Origin of the sequence: Aeromonas sp. QDB68, from assembly GCF_027707405.1 — a bacterium.
Taxonomy (GTDB): domain Bacteria; phylum Pseudomonadota; class Gammaproteobacteria; order Enterobacterales; family Aeromonadaceae; genus Aeromonas; species Aeromonas caviae.
The window spans coordinates 12,778-28,238 of the sequence record NZ_JAPCIQ010000051.1 but is presented as its reverse complement, the minus strand read 5'-3'; the positions used below and the strand labels follow the sequence as shown (position 1 = coordinate 28,238).

Below are 15,461 nucleotides of genomic sequence, written 5' to 3'. Positions count from 1 at the left end.
TATCTGGCCCAATTCAACGAGTTCGTGGCGTTTACCCTGGCCTCCAGTGAGAGCGCAGGCAATACGCAACAAGCCATGGCGATCCCGACAGACACGCCAACACCAGAGCAGGCCAGCACCCCTCAAGAGCAGATTGAGCAGGCACTATCTGCCATCAATCGCTCCCTTGCCGATGACCTGCTTGCCGAGATCTTGGGCCTTTCCCCTCGTTTCTTTGAACAGCTGGTGGTCGATCTGATGGTGGCCATGGGCTATGGCGGCAGTCAGCAGGATGCCGCCCGCTCCACACGCTACAGCAGCGATGGCGGGATCGATGGCATCATCAAGGAAGATCGGTTGGGGCTCGACTCCATCTACTTGCAGGCCAAGCGCTATACAGACAAAACCGTCGGGCGTCCCGAAATCCAGTCCTTCGCGGGAGCGCTGGATCTGCACAAGGCCCGCAAGGGGGTCTTTATCACCACCGCCAGCTTTAGCCGTGAGGCGCAGGAGTATGTGGGTCTGATTGAGAAACGCATCGTGCTGATCGACGGTGCCCGTCTTGCCGCCCTGATGATCGAATACGGCGTTGGCGTCACCACTCGCCAGACCCTCACCATCAAGACCCTGGATTCGGATTACTTTCTGGAAGATTGACCATGGACAAGAGCAATTTCGAGTTTCTCAAAGGCACCAACGACTTCCTCTATGCCATCGCCTGCGCTGCCGAGAACAACTATCCGGATGATCCCAATACCACCCTGGTGAAGATGCGGATCTTCGGTGAGGCGACCGCCAAGCATCTTGGCAAATTGTTGGGCCTGCCTGCGACAGAGAGTCAACTCGACCTGCTAAGAGAGCTGGGGAAGATCAACTTTGTCGATGACGGCATAATGGGGGTGTTTCATACCCTGCGTCGAACCGGCAACAAGGCGGTCCATGACTATCACAACGATCTTGATGATGCCGCCATGTCCTTGCGACTCGGCTTCCGCTTGGGAGTCTGGTACTACCGCCTGATCAGCAAACAGTATGATTTCGCTGCCCCCATTTTTGTGCTGCCACAAGGGGAGCGCCACGACTATCACCAAGAAGTGATGGCGCTGAAGCAGGAGCTGGAACAGCGCAGCCTTGCCCAAGAGCAAACTGCCACCGAGATCGCCGCCCAGCAACAACAACTGGTTTCGCTCAATGGCTATATCGCCATCCTCGAAGGCAAGCAGCAAGAGACCGAGGCGCAAACGGCAGCACGCATCGCAGCTCTGGAGGCCCAGCTGGCCACCAGAGAGGCCGAACTGGCGACCATGAGTGTTGCCGAACGGACGCTCTACCGCAAACAGGTCATGGAGCTTGCAACCACGCGCTCGCTCGACCTGAGCGAGAGCGAGAGCCGCTATCTGATCGATGCCCAACTGCGCAAGGCAGGCTGGGAGGCCGATACCCCAAACCTCAAATTCGCCAATGGCACTCGCCCGCAAGTTGGCCGCAATATGGCAATTGCCGAGTGGCCTACGGCTGAAGATGAAACGGGTAAACGGGGTTTTGCCGATTACGTATTGTTCGCGGGGCTTGTTCCTGTCGGCATCATTGAAGCCAAGAAGGGCAACATCGATGTGGCAGGCAAGCTTCCAGAGGCCTACCGCTACAGCAAATATTTCGATATGGCGCATCTCAAGGAGGAGCTGATTGCGGCGGCAACCGACGCGCAGGCCCATGATCAGGTCACAGAGATGCATGCCAGCTACCTGCGCCAGTGGCATGAGCCTGGTAGCCCGGTGAGCTACAAGGTGCCATTTTGCTTCTCTGCCAATGGCCGCGAATATCGCGCCGCCATGAAGAGCAAGAGCGGCATCTGGTATCGGGATGTGCGCCACCCCGGCAATATGCCCAGAGCCCTGCCCGAGTGGCATCGCCCCGAAGAGTTGCTGGCCATGCTGGCGCAAGACCCCCAGCGCAACAACCTCTGGTTTGCCAGTCACAGTGATATGAGCGAACTGGGGTTGCGCTACTACCAGGAAGAGGCGGTACAAGCCGTTGAGCAGGCCATCATCGCCGGTCAGCAAGATATCTTGTTGGCGATGGCGACCGGGACGGGCAAAACCCGGACCGCTATTGCCCTGATGTTCCGCCTGATCCAGTCGCAACGCTTCAACCGCATCCTGTTTCTGGTCGACAGAACGTCTCTTGGCAAGCAGGCGCTGGGGGCGTTTGAAGATACCCAGATAAGCGGCGATACCTTCAATGCCATCTTCAATATCAAGGGGCTGACGGACCGATTCCCACAAGACAGCACAAAGATCCACGTTGCCACCGTCCAGTCGTTGGTCAAGCGCACCCTGCAGAGCGATGAGGTGATGCCGGTCGGCCGCTACGACTGCATCATCATCGACGAAGCACACCGGGGTTACATTCTCGACAAGGAGCAGACCGAGGGCGAGATGGCCTTTCGCAACCAGCTCGACTATATCTCGGCCTATCGTCGCATCATCGACCATTTCGATGCGGTCAAGGTGGCGCTCACCGCGACCCCGGCGCTGCACACCATCGATATTTTCGGCGGGCCATCGCGTCAGCCGGTCTATCGCTACAGCTATCGCAAAGCGGTACTCGACGGCTATCTGGTGGATCAGGAGCCGCCCATCCGCATCATCACTCGCCGCAGCCAGGAGGGGGTCTACTTCGCCAAAGGGAGTCAGGTACACCGTCTGAGCAATCAGGGCGAGCTGATTGACGATACCCTCGAAGATGATCAGAGCTTCGAGGTGGCCAACTTCAACCGCGAGCTGATCGCCTCCAACTTCAACCGGGTCGTCTGCGAGGAGCTGGTCAATCACCTCGACCCCACCGGCAATCAGAAGACCCTGATCTTCTGCGTCAACAACAACCATGCCGACAACGTGGTCGACGAGCTGCGCACCGCCTTCAAAGCAAAATATCCGGCGCTGGAACATGACGCCATCATCAAGATCACCGGCGATGCCGACAAGGACGCCAACAAGGTGCAGTCGATGATCACCCGCTTCAACAAGGAGCGGCTGCCCAACATAGTGGTCACGGTTGATCTGCTCACCACTGGCATCGACATCCCCAGCATCTGCAATCTGGTCTTTATGCGCAAAGTGCGCAGCCGCATCCTCTATGAGCAGATGAAAGGGCGCGCGACCCGCCTCTGCCCCCAGGTGGGCAAGAGTGCGTTTCGCATCTTCGATGCCGTCGATCTCTACGCCACCCTGGAGCAGGTCGATACCATGCGTCCGGTGGTGGTTCGCCCTGACGTCCCCTTGCAGACTCTGGTCAACGAGATCACCGATTCCGAAACCTATCAGGTGAAAGAGGCCGATGGCCGCAGCTTTGCCGAGCACAGCCACGAGCAGCTGGTGGCCAAGCTGCAGCGCATCAGCAGCCAGGCCAGCTACAACCGCGATCGCTCAAAAGAGGTGGCCGAACAGCTGGCGCGCCTCGATGAACTCTGCCGCGAGTCGGCTGGCTGCGATTTCAACCAGCTGGGCCGTACCTTGCGCAGCAATGGCCCGCGCTGGTCTGCCGAGGTGTTCAACCAGTTGCCGACCCTGATCCCGCGCCTCGAGCACCTCAAGCGCACCATTAACGAGCTGCGGGAGCTACCCATCTTCAGCGATATCGACGATGAAGTGATTGAAGTGAGCCGTGCGTATGGCGATCACGACAGCGCCGAGGATTTTCTCGATGCCTTCGACCAGTTGGTCAGCCGCTCCCAAAACGAACAGGCAGCCATCGACGCCATCATCAACCGCCCGCGTGATCTCACCCGCAGCGCGCTGCTGCAACTGCAGGAGTGGTTCGATAAAGAGAACTACAACGATTCAACCCTGCGCGCGGCATGGAAGGCAGCCAAGAATCAGGATATCGCTGCCCGCCTGGTCGGCCATATTCGCCGTGCGGCCATAGGCGATCCACTGCAGCCGTTCGAGGAGCGGGTAGACAGGGCGCTGGCCCGCATCAAGGGTCAGCACGACTGGAACAGCGAGCAGCTCACCTGGCTCGATCGTCTGGCCGACTCCATCAAGGAAAAGGTGGTGCTCGATGATGACACCTTCAAGGTGGGCAACTACCGCCGCCGTGGCGGCAAACCCAAGCTGATGCAGCTCTTTGATGACAAGCTCGATGAACTGCTCGCCGAGTTCAGCCAACTGGTCTGGGATAAACCCGCCTGAAACGGGTACAATCCTGCCCACTTTGGTGGTGCCTGATACGAGCCACCCACTCACTCTTCACAAGGCGGCCAGCAGGCCGCCTGCTCAACGAGAAATACCGATGAACAACACCGATCTGGTCGCCAAGCTCTGGAAGCTGTGCGACAACCTGCGCGACGGCGGCGTCTCCTACCAGAACTATGTCAACGAACTCGCCTCCCTGCTGTTTCTCAAGATGTGTGAAGAGACCGGACAGGAGACAGATCTGTTGCCGGAGGGGTATCGCTGGCGCGATCTCAAGAACAAGCTGGGGCAGGAGCAGCACCGCTTCTACCGCAACATGCTGGTTCAGCTCGGGGTTGACGATCACGCCATCGTTCGCGCCATCTTCCAGAACGTCAACACCACCATCACCCAGCCCGCCCAGCTCAGCGAGCTGGTCAGCAACATGGACAAGCTCGAGTGGTTCGACGGGGAGAAGGGCAAGAGCCGCGACGACTTCGGCGACATGTATGAAGGGCTGCTGCAGAAAAACGCCAACGAGACCAAATCCGGCGCCGGACAATACTTCACCCCGCGCCCGCTGATCAACGCCATCGTGCAGGTGATGCAGCCCGCGCCCCGCGAGGTGATCCAGGATCCCGCCGCCGGTACCGCGGGCTTTCTGATTGAAGCCGATCGCTATATCAAGGCCCACACCCGGGATCTCGATGATCTCGACGAAGCGGATCAAATCTTCCAGATGAAAAAGGCCTTCGTCGGCCTCGAGCTGGTGCCGGAGACCCGCCGTTTGGCCCTGATGAACTGCCTGCTGCACGATATCGAAGGGGATGACCAGCACGGTGCCATTCGCCTCGGTAACACCCTCGGCAAGGATGGCGAGACCCTGCCCAAGGCTCACCTTATCCTCTCCAACCCGCCCTTTGGCAGCGCCGCGGGCACCAATATCACCCGCACCTTTGTCCACCCCACCAGCAACAAGCAGCTCTGCTTTATTCAGCATATCTACGATGGCCTCGAACCCGGTGGCCGCGCCGCCGTGGTGATCCCCGACAACGTCTTGTTTGAAGGGGGCAAGGGCACCGAGATCCGCCGCGATCTGATGGACAAGTGCAACCTGCACACCATACTGCGCCTGCCTACCGGCATCTTCTATGCCCAGGGGGTCAAGACCAATGTGCTCTTCTTCCAAAAGGGCTCCCCGGGCAATCCGGCACAAGACAAAAACTGCACCAAGGAAACCTGGGTATTTGATATGCGCACCAATATGAACACCTTTGGTAAGCGCCGCCCATTAACGGAAAAGCACTTTGATGCCTTTATTGCAGCATATGGCAACGATAAAAATGGGCAATCACCGCGTACTGAAGGTGTTTACGAAACCTTGGGGGCAATTTATGCAGGCGGCGATAACTTTGAAGCGCAGAAGCTGTCTGCAATCGAACAGGCTAAGCAAAATGCTGCAGACAAGGAGCAGGCCTTTAATCAAGTCGAGTTTGAACGTGAATATCTGAAAGCCAACGCGCGTTTTCGCAAGTTCAGCCGCGATTATATTCGCGACCAAAAAGGCGATAGCCTGGATATATCCTGGCTGAAAGATTTGGAAGCCACCAGCGCCGAAAACCTGCCCGAGCCTGAAGTGCTTGTCGGTGAAGCCATGACCGAGCTCACTGAAGCTATGAGCGAACTGTATCAGTTGATGCTGGCATTGGGGGCTAATGATGAGGCTGAAGCACAAAAACAGCTGATTGAAGAAGCATTTGGGCTTGAAGAGAAGGTTGAGGTTAATGCTCAGGAGGCCAAGGCATGAGTCAGTTGCCGAAGGGGTGGGTTGAGACAAACTTTGAGGATGTATCTGATTACATTCAAAGAGGTAAAGGACCAAAGTATGCAGAATTCAGTGAATATCCTGTAGTCAATCAGAAGGCTGTGCGCTGGTTCGGGATTCAAGAAGAACATCTGAAGTACGTTCACCCTGAACAATGGGATAAATGGGATGAGCAGAGGTATATTCGTGAAGGAGACATCCTTTGGAATTCAACTGGTACAGGAACGATCGGGCGAGCATGCCACATCGATCAGACTCAGTTGTCTAAAGCCAAAGTTGTGGATAGTCATATAACAATTGTTCGTACAAATAAACTCGTCGAATCAAGATTTGCATTCTACTGGATAATGCATCCCGAGATTCAAGGAAATATCAACGGGCTATATAGCGGTTCAACGAATCAAGTTGAACTGAGTAAAAAGATAGTCGAGTCAACTCGCTTTCCTCTAGCGCCCCTAGCCGAACAAACCTGCATCGTCAAAAAATTGGATGAGGTGTTGGCGAAGGTGGAGGCCACTCAAGCCCGTTTGGCCCGTATTCCGGATATTATCAAGCAGTTCCGGCAATCAGTACTGGCCGCTGCGGTGAGTGGCAAACTGACAGAAGAATGGCGAAAACCGTGTCCGTATCAAAGTATCAACAAAGACCTTACCGCTCCTTCATGTTGGAGTAAATGCTATCTCGGTGAGATTGTAAATTATGTAACGAGTGGATCTCGTGGTTGGGCAAAATACTACTCAACCAATGGCTCGCTATTCATTCGCTCACAAGACATAAGTGCGGATAAATTAATTATTGAAGATGCGGCATTTGTAGACTTACCAGCTAAAGCCGAAGGAACCAGGACTAAAGTTGAATCGTTTGACTTGTTAGTCACTATTACTGGTGCAAACGTAACTAAATGTGCATTAGTTGAGGTTGATTTAGATGACGCTTATGTAAGTCAGCATGTTGCTCTTATCCGGCTTGCAGATAGTAGCAATGCTAAGTTTCTTGATTTGGTCTTAAAAGCGCCCAATGCAGGGCGTAAACAATTAACCTCCATGGCTTATGGTGGAGGTAAACCTGGGTTGAACTTACAGAATATTAAAGACGTTACTTTTGCGTTGCCTTCTCAGGAAGAACAAACCGAAATTGTCCGTCGGGTGGAACAACTCTTTGCTTATGCCGATACCATCGAGCAGCAGGCCAAGGCGGCCAAAGAGCGGGTCGATAACTTGACCCAGGCCATTCTGGCCAAGGCATTTCGTGGCGAGCTGACCGCCGACTGGCGCGCAGCCAACCCGGACTTGATCAGTGGCGACAATAGTGCCGCCGCCCTGCTGGCCCGCATTCAAGCCGAGCGGGCCACTACCAAGCCGCGCAAACGGGCAACTAAAACATCCGCGGTGTAGGTTCGATTAGCGAAGCGTAATCGGACGCACGAGAAACTGCCGCCCTGCTGGCCCGCATTCAAACCGAGCGGGCCACCGCCAGCGGCAAAAAAGGTAAGCGTGGGACCAGCAAGACTCGCACAACGGACTAACCCGCTCGTATGATGGGCAGCCATCGGCAACATTCGACGGGTTGTAAGCCAAGTGCCGGCGAGATAAGGTCGTGTTGGCAGCAGAATTAGGAATAGAGCATGGAAATCAAACAACTCACCCTCGAAAATCTGGGGCGTTTTGAGCGTCTTGCCATCGAGTTTGCCCCCACAGAGCGCGTCAACTCGAATGTGACTGTGCTGATCGGCAACAATGGCGCAGGCAAGACCTCGGTACTCAAATCATTGGCAACCTCGTTGAGCTGGTTTGTTGCCCGTTTGCGCAGCGATAAAGGCAACGGTAGCCCCATTCCAGAGGAGGTAATCCTCAATCGTGCCAATACCGCAGTGGTCTCTCTTCAACTACACGATCAGCAGCACGAATACAGTTGGTCACTCACCAAGACCCGTGCTGGCCGCAAGAGCAACGAGCAATCCATATTGACCGAGGCCAGCAAGCTGGCCGATGTGTATCGAGCACGATTGACAGAGCTGGAAAATGTCAGCTTGCCCCTGATCGCCTTCTATCCAGTCGAACGGGTGGTGCTGGATATTCCGCTAAAGATCAAAGAGAAACATTCATTTCGCCAACTCGATGGTTATGATAATTCTCTGAGTCAAGGAGTCGATTTTCGTCGTTTCTTTGAGTGGTTTCGCGAGCGGGAAGATAGCGAAAATGAGTCGGTAATCCCTGCTGATGTTCTCAATGAACTTCAAGATTTGCTCGATCCTGCTCTTTGGCAAAAGTTGCAACAGGCACAGGCATCAGCCAGAGATCGCCAGTTGACGGCGGTGCGCACAGCTATTGCCAACTTTATGCCCGGATTTAAAAATCTGAAGGTTCGCCGTAAGCCGCGCCTGCATATGTCCATCGACAAGGAGGGTCAGACCCTCAATGTGTTGCAACTGTCGCAAGGGGAGAAATCCCTGATGGCGCTGGTGGGCGATATTGCCCGCCGCCTCGCCATGATGAACCCAGAGCTGGAAAACCCCCTTCACGGCGATGGGGTGGTGCTGATCGACGAGGTGGACATGCACCTGCACCCGCAATGGGCACGCGCCATCATCCAGCGGCTCACCGATACCTTCCCCAACTGTCAGTTTGTGCTGACCACCCACTCCCCTCTGGTGATCAGCGATTGCAAGGATGTACTGGTCTATTCGCTTGATAACGGTGAACTCACCGAAGTGCCGTCCCAATATGGTCAGGATGCGAACTCGGTGCTGCTGGAGGTGATGGATACCGCTATTCGCAATGAGCGAGTGGCAAGCCGACTCAACGACTTGCTCGATCTGATTCAAGATCGGCGTTTCGATAAGGCCAATGCCTTGCTGGCCGAGCTGAAAGCTGACCTGCCTGCCAACAATCTGGAACTGACCAAGGCAAGTCTGCTGCTGCGCAAAGAGGAGCTGCGCCGTGCGCAAGATTTATAAGGGACAAGAACCTGCAAGTCTGGCGGCATTCAAACGTCAAAATCCTCATGCTCGATATCACGACCTACCCAACGATGAAGAGGGTCAGGCAATTCGCCAGCAGATCCGGGAGGCTTGCACTACTGAGCAATTCCATCTCTGCGCCTACTGTTGCCAAGCCATCAGCGGCACCAGTGAAGACACCATGAACGAGCATGTTGAGGCTAGGGATCTCGCCCCTAAGCGCACCATGGATTTCAGCAATCTGGTAGCCAGTTGCAAAACACCGAAACAGTGCGATGCCGCCCATGGCTCGCAGCCTCTGCCGTTGACCCCGCTGATGCCTGAGTGCGAAACCGAGTTGCGCTTTAAATGGAGTGGTCGGGTTGAGGGGTTGACGGAAAGAGCCAAAGAGGCGATCCGGGTACTCAATCTGGGTGATACGGAGCAAAGCAACAAGGTGCTGGTTGCCAAGCGTAAACAGCTGGTGGATAGCCTGATTTGGACCCACTATGGCGATGATCAGCAGGCACTGGCGCTGGAAGATGATGCACAATTGCTGACAATGCTGATCGAAGATCTGAGCCAGCCCAAACAAGGCAAGCTGGAGCCCTTCGCACCTGTACTGGTGAACATACTGCGCAGTCAGCTCTAGCGATTGCGTGCCTGCCCGGGTGACTCGGGAGCCACAACCTCGGTACACCTCGTGCGCTTTTCTCCGGCAGCAGACCGCGAGGATAGGCGCATCTCCTCCCCTCTGATAATCTGCCGTGGCCACGGTAGCCAACTATCCCGTTTTCATTTGGAGTTTTCATGTCACTGACCAAGAGTAAAACCTCGGCCAAGCGAAAAAAAGCCGAGCCGCGCCACGAGAGTCCGGCCCTTGCCTATTTTCATCGCCAGTGGCAGGCCATCGAAAAGCTGCAGGCCAAGCTGGCCAAACAGGAGCAAGAGGGGGCGGATATCTATCAGCGCTTTGTCAGCGACATTGAGCCTCTGGAGCGTGAGCAGTGTGGGCTGATTTTTCAGCTTTGCCAGCGGCTGGCCGGTTTCACCGCCCGCAAAAGTTTTACCCAGTGGCAGCGCGAGATGCTCCATGGCTGGATTGATGAATTGATGGGGTATCTTGAATCCAACCCGTTTCGGGGGGAGCTGGATCTGGAGTCACTCTATATGGCGGTGCAAGCGGGCAGCGTCAGCCAGCTCGATGATGATCAGCTCGAGGCGAGCTGCGATTTTATCACTGACATGCTGCAAGAGGCGTTTGGCGAGAGCCCCGATGATATCGAGCTGCTGCGCGAGATGGTCAGAAATCCCGAGAAGCTGCGCGACTATATGCAAGCCCAGGCCCAAAAACAGGGCGGTGATGAGCATGAGTGGGACGACGACGCGCCGGACTGTGGCGATGACCCCTTTGCCAATGACGAGGCTTTCGCACGTTGGCAGGATCATCATGACATGGCCGATCCGGATGAGGTTGCCAGGGTTGAGCAACTGCTCGATAACTCAAGCCTTAAGCAGCTCTATCGCAAGCTGGCTATGACGCTGCACCCGGATCGGGAGCAAGACCCGGTCAAGCGTGAAGAGAAGAGCCGCCTGATGGGCGAGCTCAGCCATGCGTGGGAAACGCGGGATATGTTTACTCTGTTGCACCTGGCTCACACCCATCTGCCCGAGGCAGACAAGCTGCTGAGTGAAGAGAATCTGGTGGCCATCAATCCGGCGCTCTGGCAGAAAAAACGTGAGCTCGAGATCTGCTTTTATAGTGGCCCGGAGGGAGTGCAAGGGGTTATCTTGCACAAGTTTAAACAGCGCTCGAAGAAGAAGACCGATCTCGCGTTCGAGGAGCATCAGCACTATCTACAGCGGGATATCAAGCAGTTGCATGGACAACTGGCGACCATCACCACCCTTGCAACCCTCAAACCCTATCTGGCCGAGCGCTGGGACGCACGTCAGCACGCCATCTGGGATGAAGAGCCGGACTTTGATGAGATCTTCTTTCGATAACACTTTTTTCGAAAACACATTTTTTGAAAACACCTATTTCGAAAACAAGAGAGAGCCAATGGCTCTCTCTTGTTTTGGGTAGCTTGAAGGATGTCGTGGCAATGAGACATCCAGATGAGTGCTATCGAGGCGCTGGACAGCCAAGGGCGCATGGAACACCAGCACAAGCTGACTGACCGAGTGAAAGGTGTTAGCGCCTTATTTATTCTCGGCCTGATACTGCACACCGCTCGCCGACATGGTAATGACCGGTAGCTTTTGACGAACCGCCTCCCAAAAGCTGCTCTTGCGTTTGTGCTGCTGATAAAGCTGATTCAGATACTCCTGTGGCGAACAGAGAGGTCTCTCTCCATCCTCTTGTTCTACCTTTAAGGCCGCCTGATAATCCAGGCTCTTTTTCAGATCCGAGGCTGCCCCCGTGTAGTAGGTGCTCTTGCCCTGATTAACGACATTGGCCACCAATTGACGACGTAGCCGCACTGCCACCACGATAAATCCCTGCTGATAGAGGCGGCTCGACCAGGTTCGTACGGTTGAACCAGCAAGGAGTGAGAGATCCTCCTGCAAGTCTGCATCTGTACATTGCTCAAGCCGTTGTGCCAGTTGTGGCCATGCATCAACCTCCTCCAACAGCAACAAGACCTCGCGTAGCCCCCATGATTCGGCAATGGCAACAAACTGGCCTAATGCTACTTCTCTAGGCTCATCTCCACTTTGGCAATAACTCGCAAAAAACGAGTTTGCCCGTGTGCTAGCAAACGCGCGTAATGCCTGAGCATGAGCGTCAGCTCGGCGTCCCTCTTCCAGATAGGCCCGGATCAACACTTGATGCCACAGGTTCAATTGGCGGTGGCGCTGCAACAGAGCCGAGTCCATTGCCTCTAATACCGCGACGGCTTGATCGGCGCGTAATTCGTCGGTCAGCAGTCTGGCATAGTCAATCTGCTGACGGGGGTGGCTAAAGAGACCAGCCTGTTGCACCGAGTCAAAGAATGCAATATCACGCAACTCAAAGCTCAACCCCAACGCCTCTGGCAATAGACCTGCCGCCGCATAGTTATCGCGCAAGGCTCGCATCACTTGGGAGCCGAGCACATCACGGTAATCAAACAGGCAAGTAATGCTGATCGATGGATCAATGTCTGACAATCCGTCACGCAATCGACGAGCCAGCACCTCTGGGGGGACAGACTCTCGTTGAGCAGCGATCGCCATCAACCACTGTTCGACCAGCGCAAGATGGTAGTCCTCCCAGCTGCCACTGGATGTATCCATCTTTTCATACAAGGCTCTGGCATTCGCCAGCAACTCGAGGGCGAAGAGTTCTCCCTCCCTTGGAGAGGCGACGATCCCCTTGGCCAGCAACGGAATAAACTGATTTTGCAAGGTATCGAAGAAGGCATCCACCTCCTTATACTCCCAGGAAGGGGGGCGACGAGTGAGCTTGCTATACTCTTTTTTTGCCAATGCCAATAAGGCATCCTCAGCAGTAAGGTACTGGTTAATCAGGTGCTTTTTTGCGAGGGGAAGATGCGTTGCCAGGTCAAGCACGATAGCCAACAGCTCGGCTTGGCTTTTGCTTTCCAGTTTACTCAATTGCGCTTTGGTTAATATTCGTGCCATCAGCTGAACTACCCATTATCAGGTCTATCTAATCGAACATTGTGCCTGAGACCGATATAGATGCCTATCCATTGGAGCGACATCCCCCGGATGACAGAGACCATAAAGAACACATGGTTAAGAAACCATGTCTACGTCGCTGGAGGCGCTCAGCAATGAACACCTGCAAGAGCAAGCCACCAAGGCCCGATTTGCTGCTCGTATCCTTCATGCCCACTTTCTGGCACAACGTAGCGAACACCAGTGGTGGTACCCATCAAGATTGGCCGCAACGAGCCGTGTCCCTTTGGCTGCGGCTAGAAGTACAAGCAGTGCTGTTTGCACTGACCAACAACATAGATAGCAAGAGAGGGCCAATGGCCCTCTCTTGCATTAGGCAACATGGGGAGGATAGGTACAGTTATGTGGTCAACGCTGTTCATCAGGCTAGGCTGTGTTCTTAAAATGCTGGTTTTCTGTCCACCAATAGCTCTCGTAAGTAACGAAGGCAGAAAGCCAGCTTGATAAAAGCAGCAAAACTTCCCGCCAGCTTTTCATATCTCGTTGAGAATCGGCGAAACTTCTTCAGCCATCCGAAGCACCGCTCGACCACATTTCGCCTGCGATAACGAGCTTTGTCTAATACCAGAGGTCGTCCCTTATGGTGCCGCTGCTGGTCGCTGCGCTGCGGGATGACTGCTTTTATCCCTCTGCGCCGGAGTTCGGCCCGCAAAGCCCTGCTGCTATAGGCCTTATCTGCGGCAAGATGCGCTGGACGCGTGCGATAACGGCCTGATGAAGTCGGGATCCTTGCCATGGCCAACGCACTTGTCGCATATCTGATTTCCGCTGATTGCCCCGGCGAAAGGCAGAACCCCAGCGGTAAACCATTACCATCAGTGACCAAGTGAATTTTGCTGCCAAAACCACCACGAGAGCGACCAAGTGCTTGATTCACCGGAGTGTTTTTTTACGCGCTCCGGCAGCATCTTTGGATGCCCTGACATTGGAGCCGTCCAGGCACCACAGGTCGAAATCGATGAGCCCTTCTTCATTGAGCTTGAGTTGCAGCGCTTCCAGAATGGCATCAATCCGGCCTGCATCCTGCCAACGCCGGAAGGTGTTGTAGACCGAATTCCATGGTCCGAAACGTTCTGGAAGGTCTCGCCAAGGAGCTCCGGTGTGGAGTATCCAGAGAATGCCATCGAGCACTTGGCGCGGTTCACGGGTAGGGCGCCCGATCAGGCTTCGAGAAGGAAACTGGGGCTCGATAAGCCCCCATTGTGCATCAGTCAGCTGATAACGGTGGGACACGGAATGGATCTTAAGCTGTTGAGAAGATGTGAGATTATATCTTCATCACTTTAAGAACACAGCCTAGTCCGAGTTGAGTCGTCGACAATGATAACTAGTCTTGTAGGTGTGGGTTCAAATGTGGGTTCAAAACGAAAAAGGCACTATCAATAAAATGATGGTGCCTTTATTTTCAATAGCTTAGCTGTTATGGCTTAGTTCATGCCGTAACGCTTGAGTTTCTTGCGCAGAGTGCCGCGGTTGATGCCCATCATCACGGCGGCGCGAGTCTGGTTGCCACGGGTGTACTGCATGATCACGTCCAGCATGGGAGCTTCGACTTCGGAGAGAACCATATCGTACAGATCAATCACTTCCTGACCGTTCAACTGGGCCAGGTAGTTACGCAGGGCCTGTTGCACAGAGTCACGCAGGGGGCGTTGGGTCGGCTCGGCAGCGTGATTGTGAGTAGTTGTTACCAATGCATCAGAAGTCAGGGTTTGTTCGAACATATTCGGTCGGCTCTTTAGTTATGCGTTAACCTAATCCATCGAAATACGCTTCGAGTGCCTCGAGTTGTGCGTCTGCACAATCCAGGGCATTGAAGTGCTTACGGAATTCTCGGCCCGCCTCTTCTTCATCCAGATACCAGCCCACGTGTTTACGGGCAATGCGCGCTCCCAGATAGGCACCGTAAAACTGGTGCAGATTGGTGACATGCTCGTTCATCAGGGTGCGAACCTCTTCCCTGTCGGGAGGCGGCAGCTTGGTGCCCGTTTCAAGAAAATGGCGGATTTCCCGGAAAATCCAGGGTCGTCCTTGCGCAGCACGGCCGATCATCACGGCGTCAACACCGGTATAGTCGAGGACATACCGGGCTTTCTCCGGGCTATCGATGTCGCCATTGGCGACAACAGGAATCGATACGGCCTGCTTAATCGCCCTGATAGTGTCGTACTCCGCTTCGCCCTTGTAGAGGCAGGCACGGGTACGACCATGCACGGCAAGGGCCGCGATACCGCAATCTTCGGCGATTCGGGCGATCTCCTCGCCATTGCGGTTATCCGGATCCCATCCTGTGCGGATCTTCAAGGTGACAGGTACTTCCACCGCATCCACCACGGCCCGGCAGATGGATCTGACCAGGTCTGGCTGACGCAGCAGTGCGGAACCTGCCAGCTTCTTATTCACTTTTTTTGCCGGACACCCCATGTTGATGTCGACGATCTGAGCGCCCTGCTCCACGTTGTAGCGGGCAGCAAACGCCATCATCTCGGGGTCGGCACCGGCAATCTGGACCGATCGCAAGCCGCCTTCAGCAGAGTGATCCATTCTCATCCGGGTTTTCTGGGTATCCCAGACATCCGGGTTGGCCAGCAGCATCTCGGAAACGGCCATACCGGCTCCCAAACGTAAACAAAGTTCACGAAATGGTCGGTCTGTTACACCGGCCATGGGGGCCACGATCAGGGGAGTTTCAAGCGTGTGGGGACCTATCTGCATTCCACGGTTACCATCGGCTTAGGGCGGCGTATATTACGCATTTTTTAGTCAGGAGAAAAGGTTAGTATTTGAGCGTCAGCCATTTTTTTCTGAAAAAAACGTCGCGCCAAGGCTTGCAAATTCAGGAGTGCTTGAAAAT

11 protein-coding genes are annotated in these 15,461 nt (G+C 54.8%); 7 read left to right on the top strand and 4 right to left on the bottom strand.

What is annotated here, in order from left to right; genetic code table 11:
• The 7 genes from PG892_RS14545 to PG892_RS14515 form a co-directional block, all read left to right on the top strand.
• Positions 1–636: restriction endonuclease (locus tag PG892_RS14545; protein ID WP_270825531.1), on the top strand; the 636-nt coding region annotated here is incomplete at its 5' end.
• A gap of 2 nt (positions 637–638) precedes the next feature.
• Positions 639–4,172 (top strand): type I restriction-modification system endonuclease, encoded by a 3,534-nt coding sequence (gene hsdR / locus PG892_RS14540; RefSeq protein WP_270825530.1) that lies wholly within the window; start codon positions 639–641, stop codon positions 4,170–4,172.
• Between the two features lie 100 nt (positions 4,173–4,272).
• Positions 4,273–5,961, top strand: coding sequence for an N-6 DNA methylase (locus PG892_RS14535; RefSeq protein WP_270825529.1), 1,689 nt, complete (start codon positions 4,273–4,275; stop codon positions 5,959–5,961).
• On the top strand, positions 5,958–7,373 hold the full coding sequence (locus PG892_RS14530) for a restriction endonuclease subunit S (protein WP_270825528.1): 1,416 nt from the start codon (positions 5,958–5,960) through the stop codon (positions 7,371–7,373). The genes PG892_RS14535 and PG892_RS14530 overlap by 4 nt, the downstream gene beginning before the upstream one ends.
• Before the next feature lie 230 nt (positions 7,374–7,603).
• Positions 7,604–8,935 carry an AAA family ATPase gene (locus PG892_RS14525; protein WP_104455322.1) on the top strand — a complete coding sequence of 444 codons (1,332 nt, stop codon included), beginning with the start codon at positions 7,604–7,606 and terminating at the stop codon, positions 8,933–8,935.
• Complete coding sequence (locus PG892_RS14520) at positions 8,919–9,569, top strand: hypothetical protein (RefSeq protein WP_042649078.1); 651 nt, start codon at positions 8,919–8,921, stop codon at positions 9,567–9,569. Before PG892_RS14525 ends, PG892_RS14520 begins: the two co-directional genes overlap by 17 nt.
• Before the next feature lie 158 nt (positions 9,570–9,727).
• Positions 9,728–10,924, top strand: a complete 1,197-nt coding sequence (locus PG892_RS14515; RefSeq protein ID WP_042649079.1) for a J domain-containing protein — start codon at positions 9,728–9,730, stop codon at positions 10,922–10,924.
• A 198-nt stretch (positions 10,925–11,122) separates the two neighbouring features.
• Here the strand turns inward: PG892_RS14515 and PG892_RS14510 are convergent, their stop codons facing one another.
• The 4 genes from PG892_RS14510 to dusB form a co-directional block, all read right to left on the bottom strand.
• Positions 11,123–12,547, bottom strand: a complete 1,425-nt coding sequence (locus PG892_RS14510) for a hypothetical protein (RefSeq protein WP_270825527.1) — start codon at positions 12,545–12,547, stop codon at positions 11,123–11,125.
• Between the two features lie 439 nt (positions 12,548–12,986).
• Positions 12,987–13,840, bottom strand: a protein-coding gene (locus PG892_RS14505) for an IS5 family transposase (protein ID WP_270825526.1) whose coding sequence is annotated in 2 segments (ribosomal slippage) — positions 12,987–13,498 and positions 13,498–13,840 — 855 coding nt in all. Because the reading frame shifts where the segments join, the coding sequence is not laid out codon by codon here.
• Positions 13,841–14,034: 194 nt separating this feature from the next.
• The gene (fis, locus tag PG892_RS14500; RefSeq protein WP_005309538.1) at positions 14,035–14,331 is read right to left on the bottom strand and encodes a DNA-binding transcriptional regulator Fis; all 297 of its coding nucleotides are present in this window, start codon (positions 14,329–14,331) and stop codon (positions 14,035–14,037) included.
• A gap of 25 nt (positions 14,332–14,356) precedes the next feature.
• Positions 14,357–15,322, bottom strand: a complete 966-nt coding sequence (dusB, locus tag PG892_RS14495) for a tRNA dihydrouridine synthase DusB (RefSeq protein ID WP_010675552.1) — start codon at positions 15,320–15,322, stop codon at positions 14,357–14,359.
• Positions 15,323–15,461 lie beyond the last annotated feature (139 nt).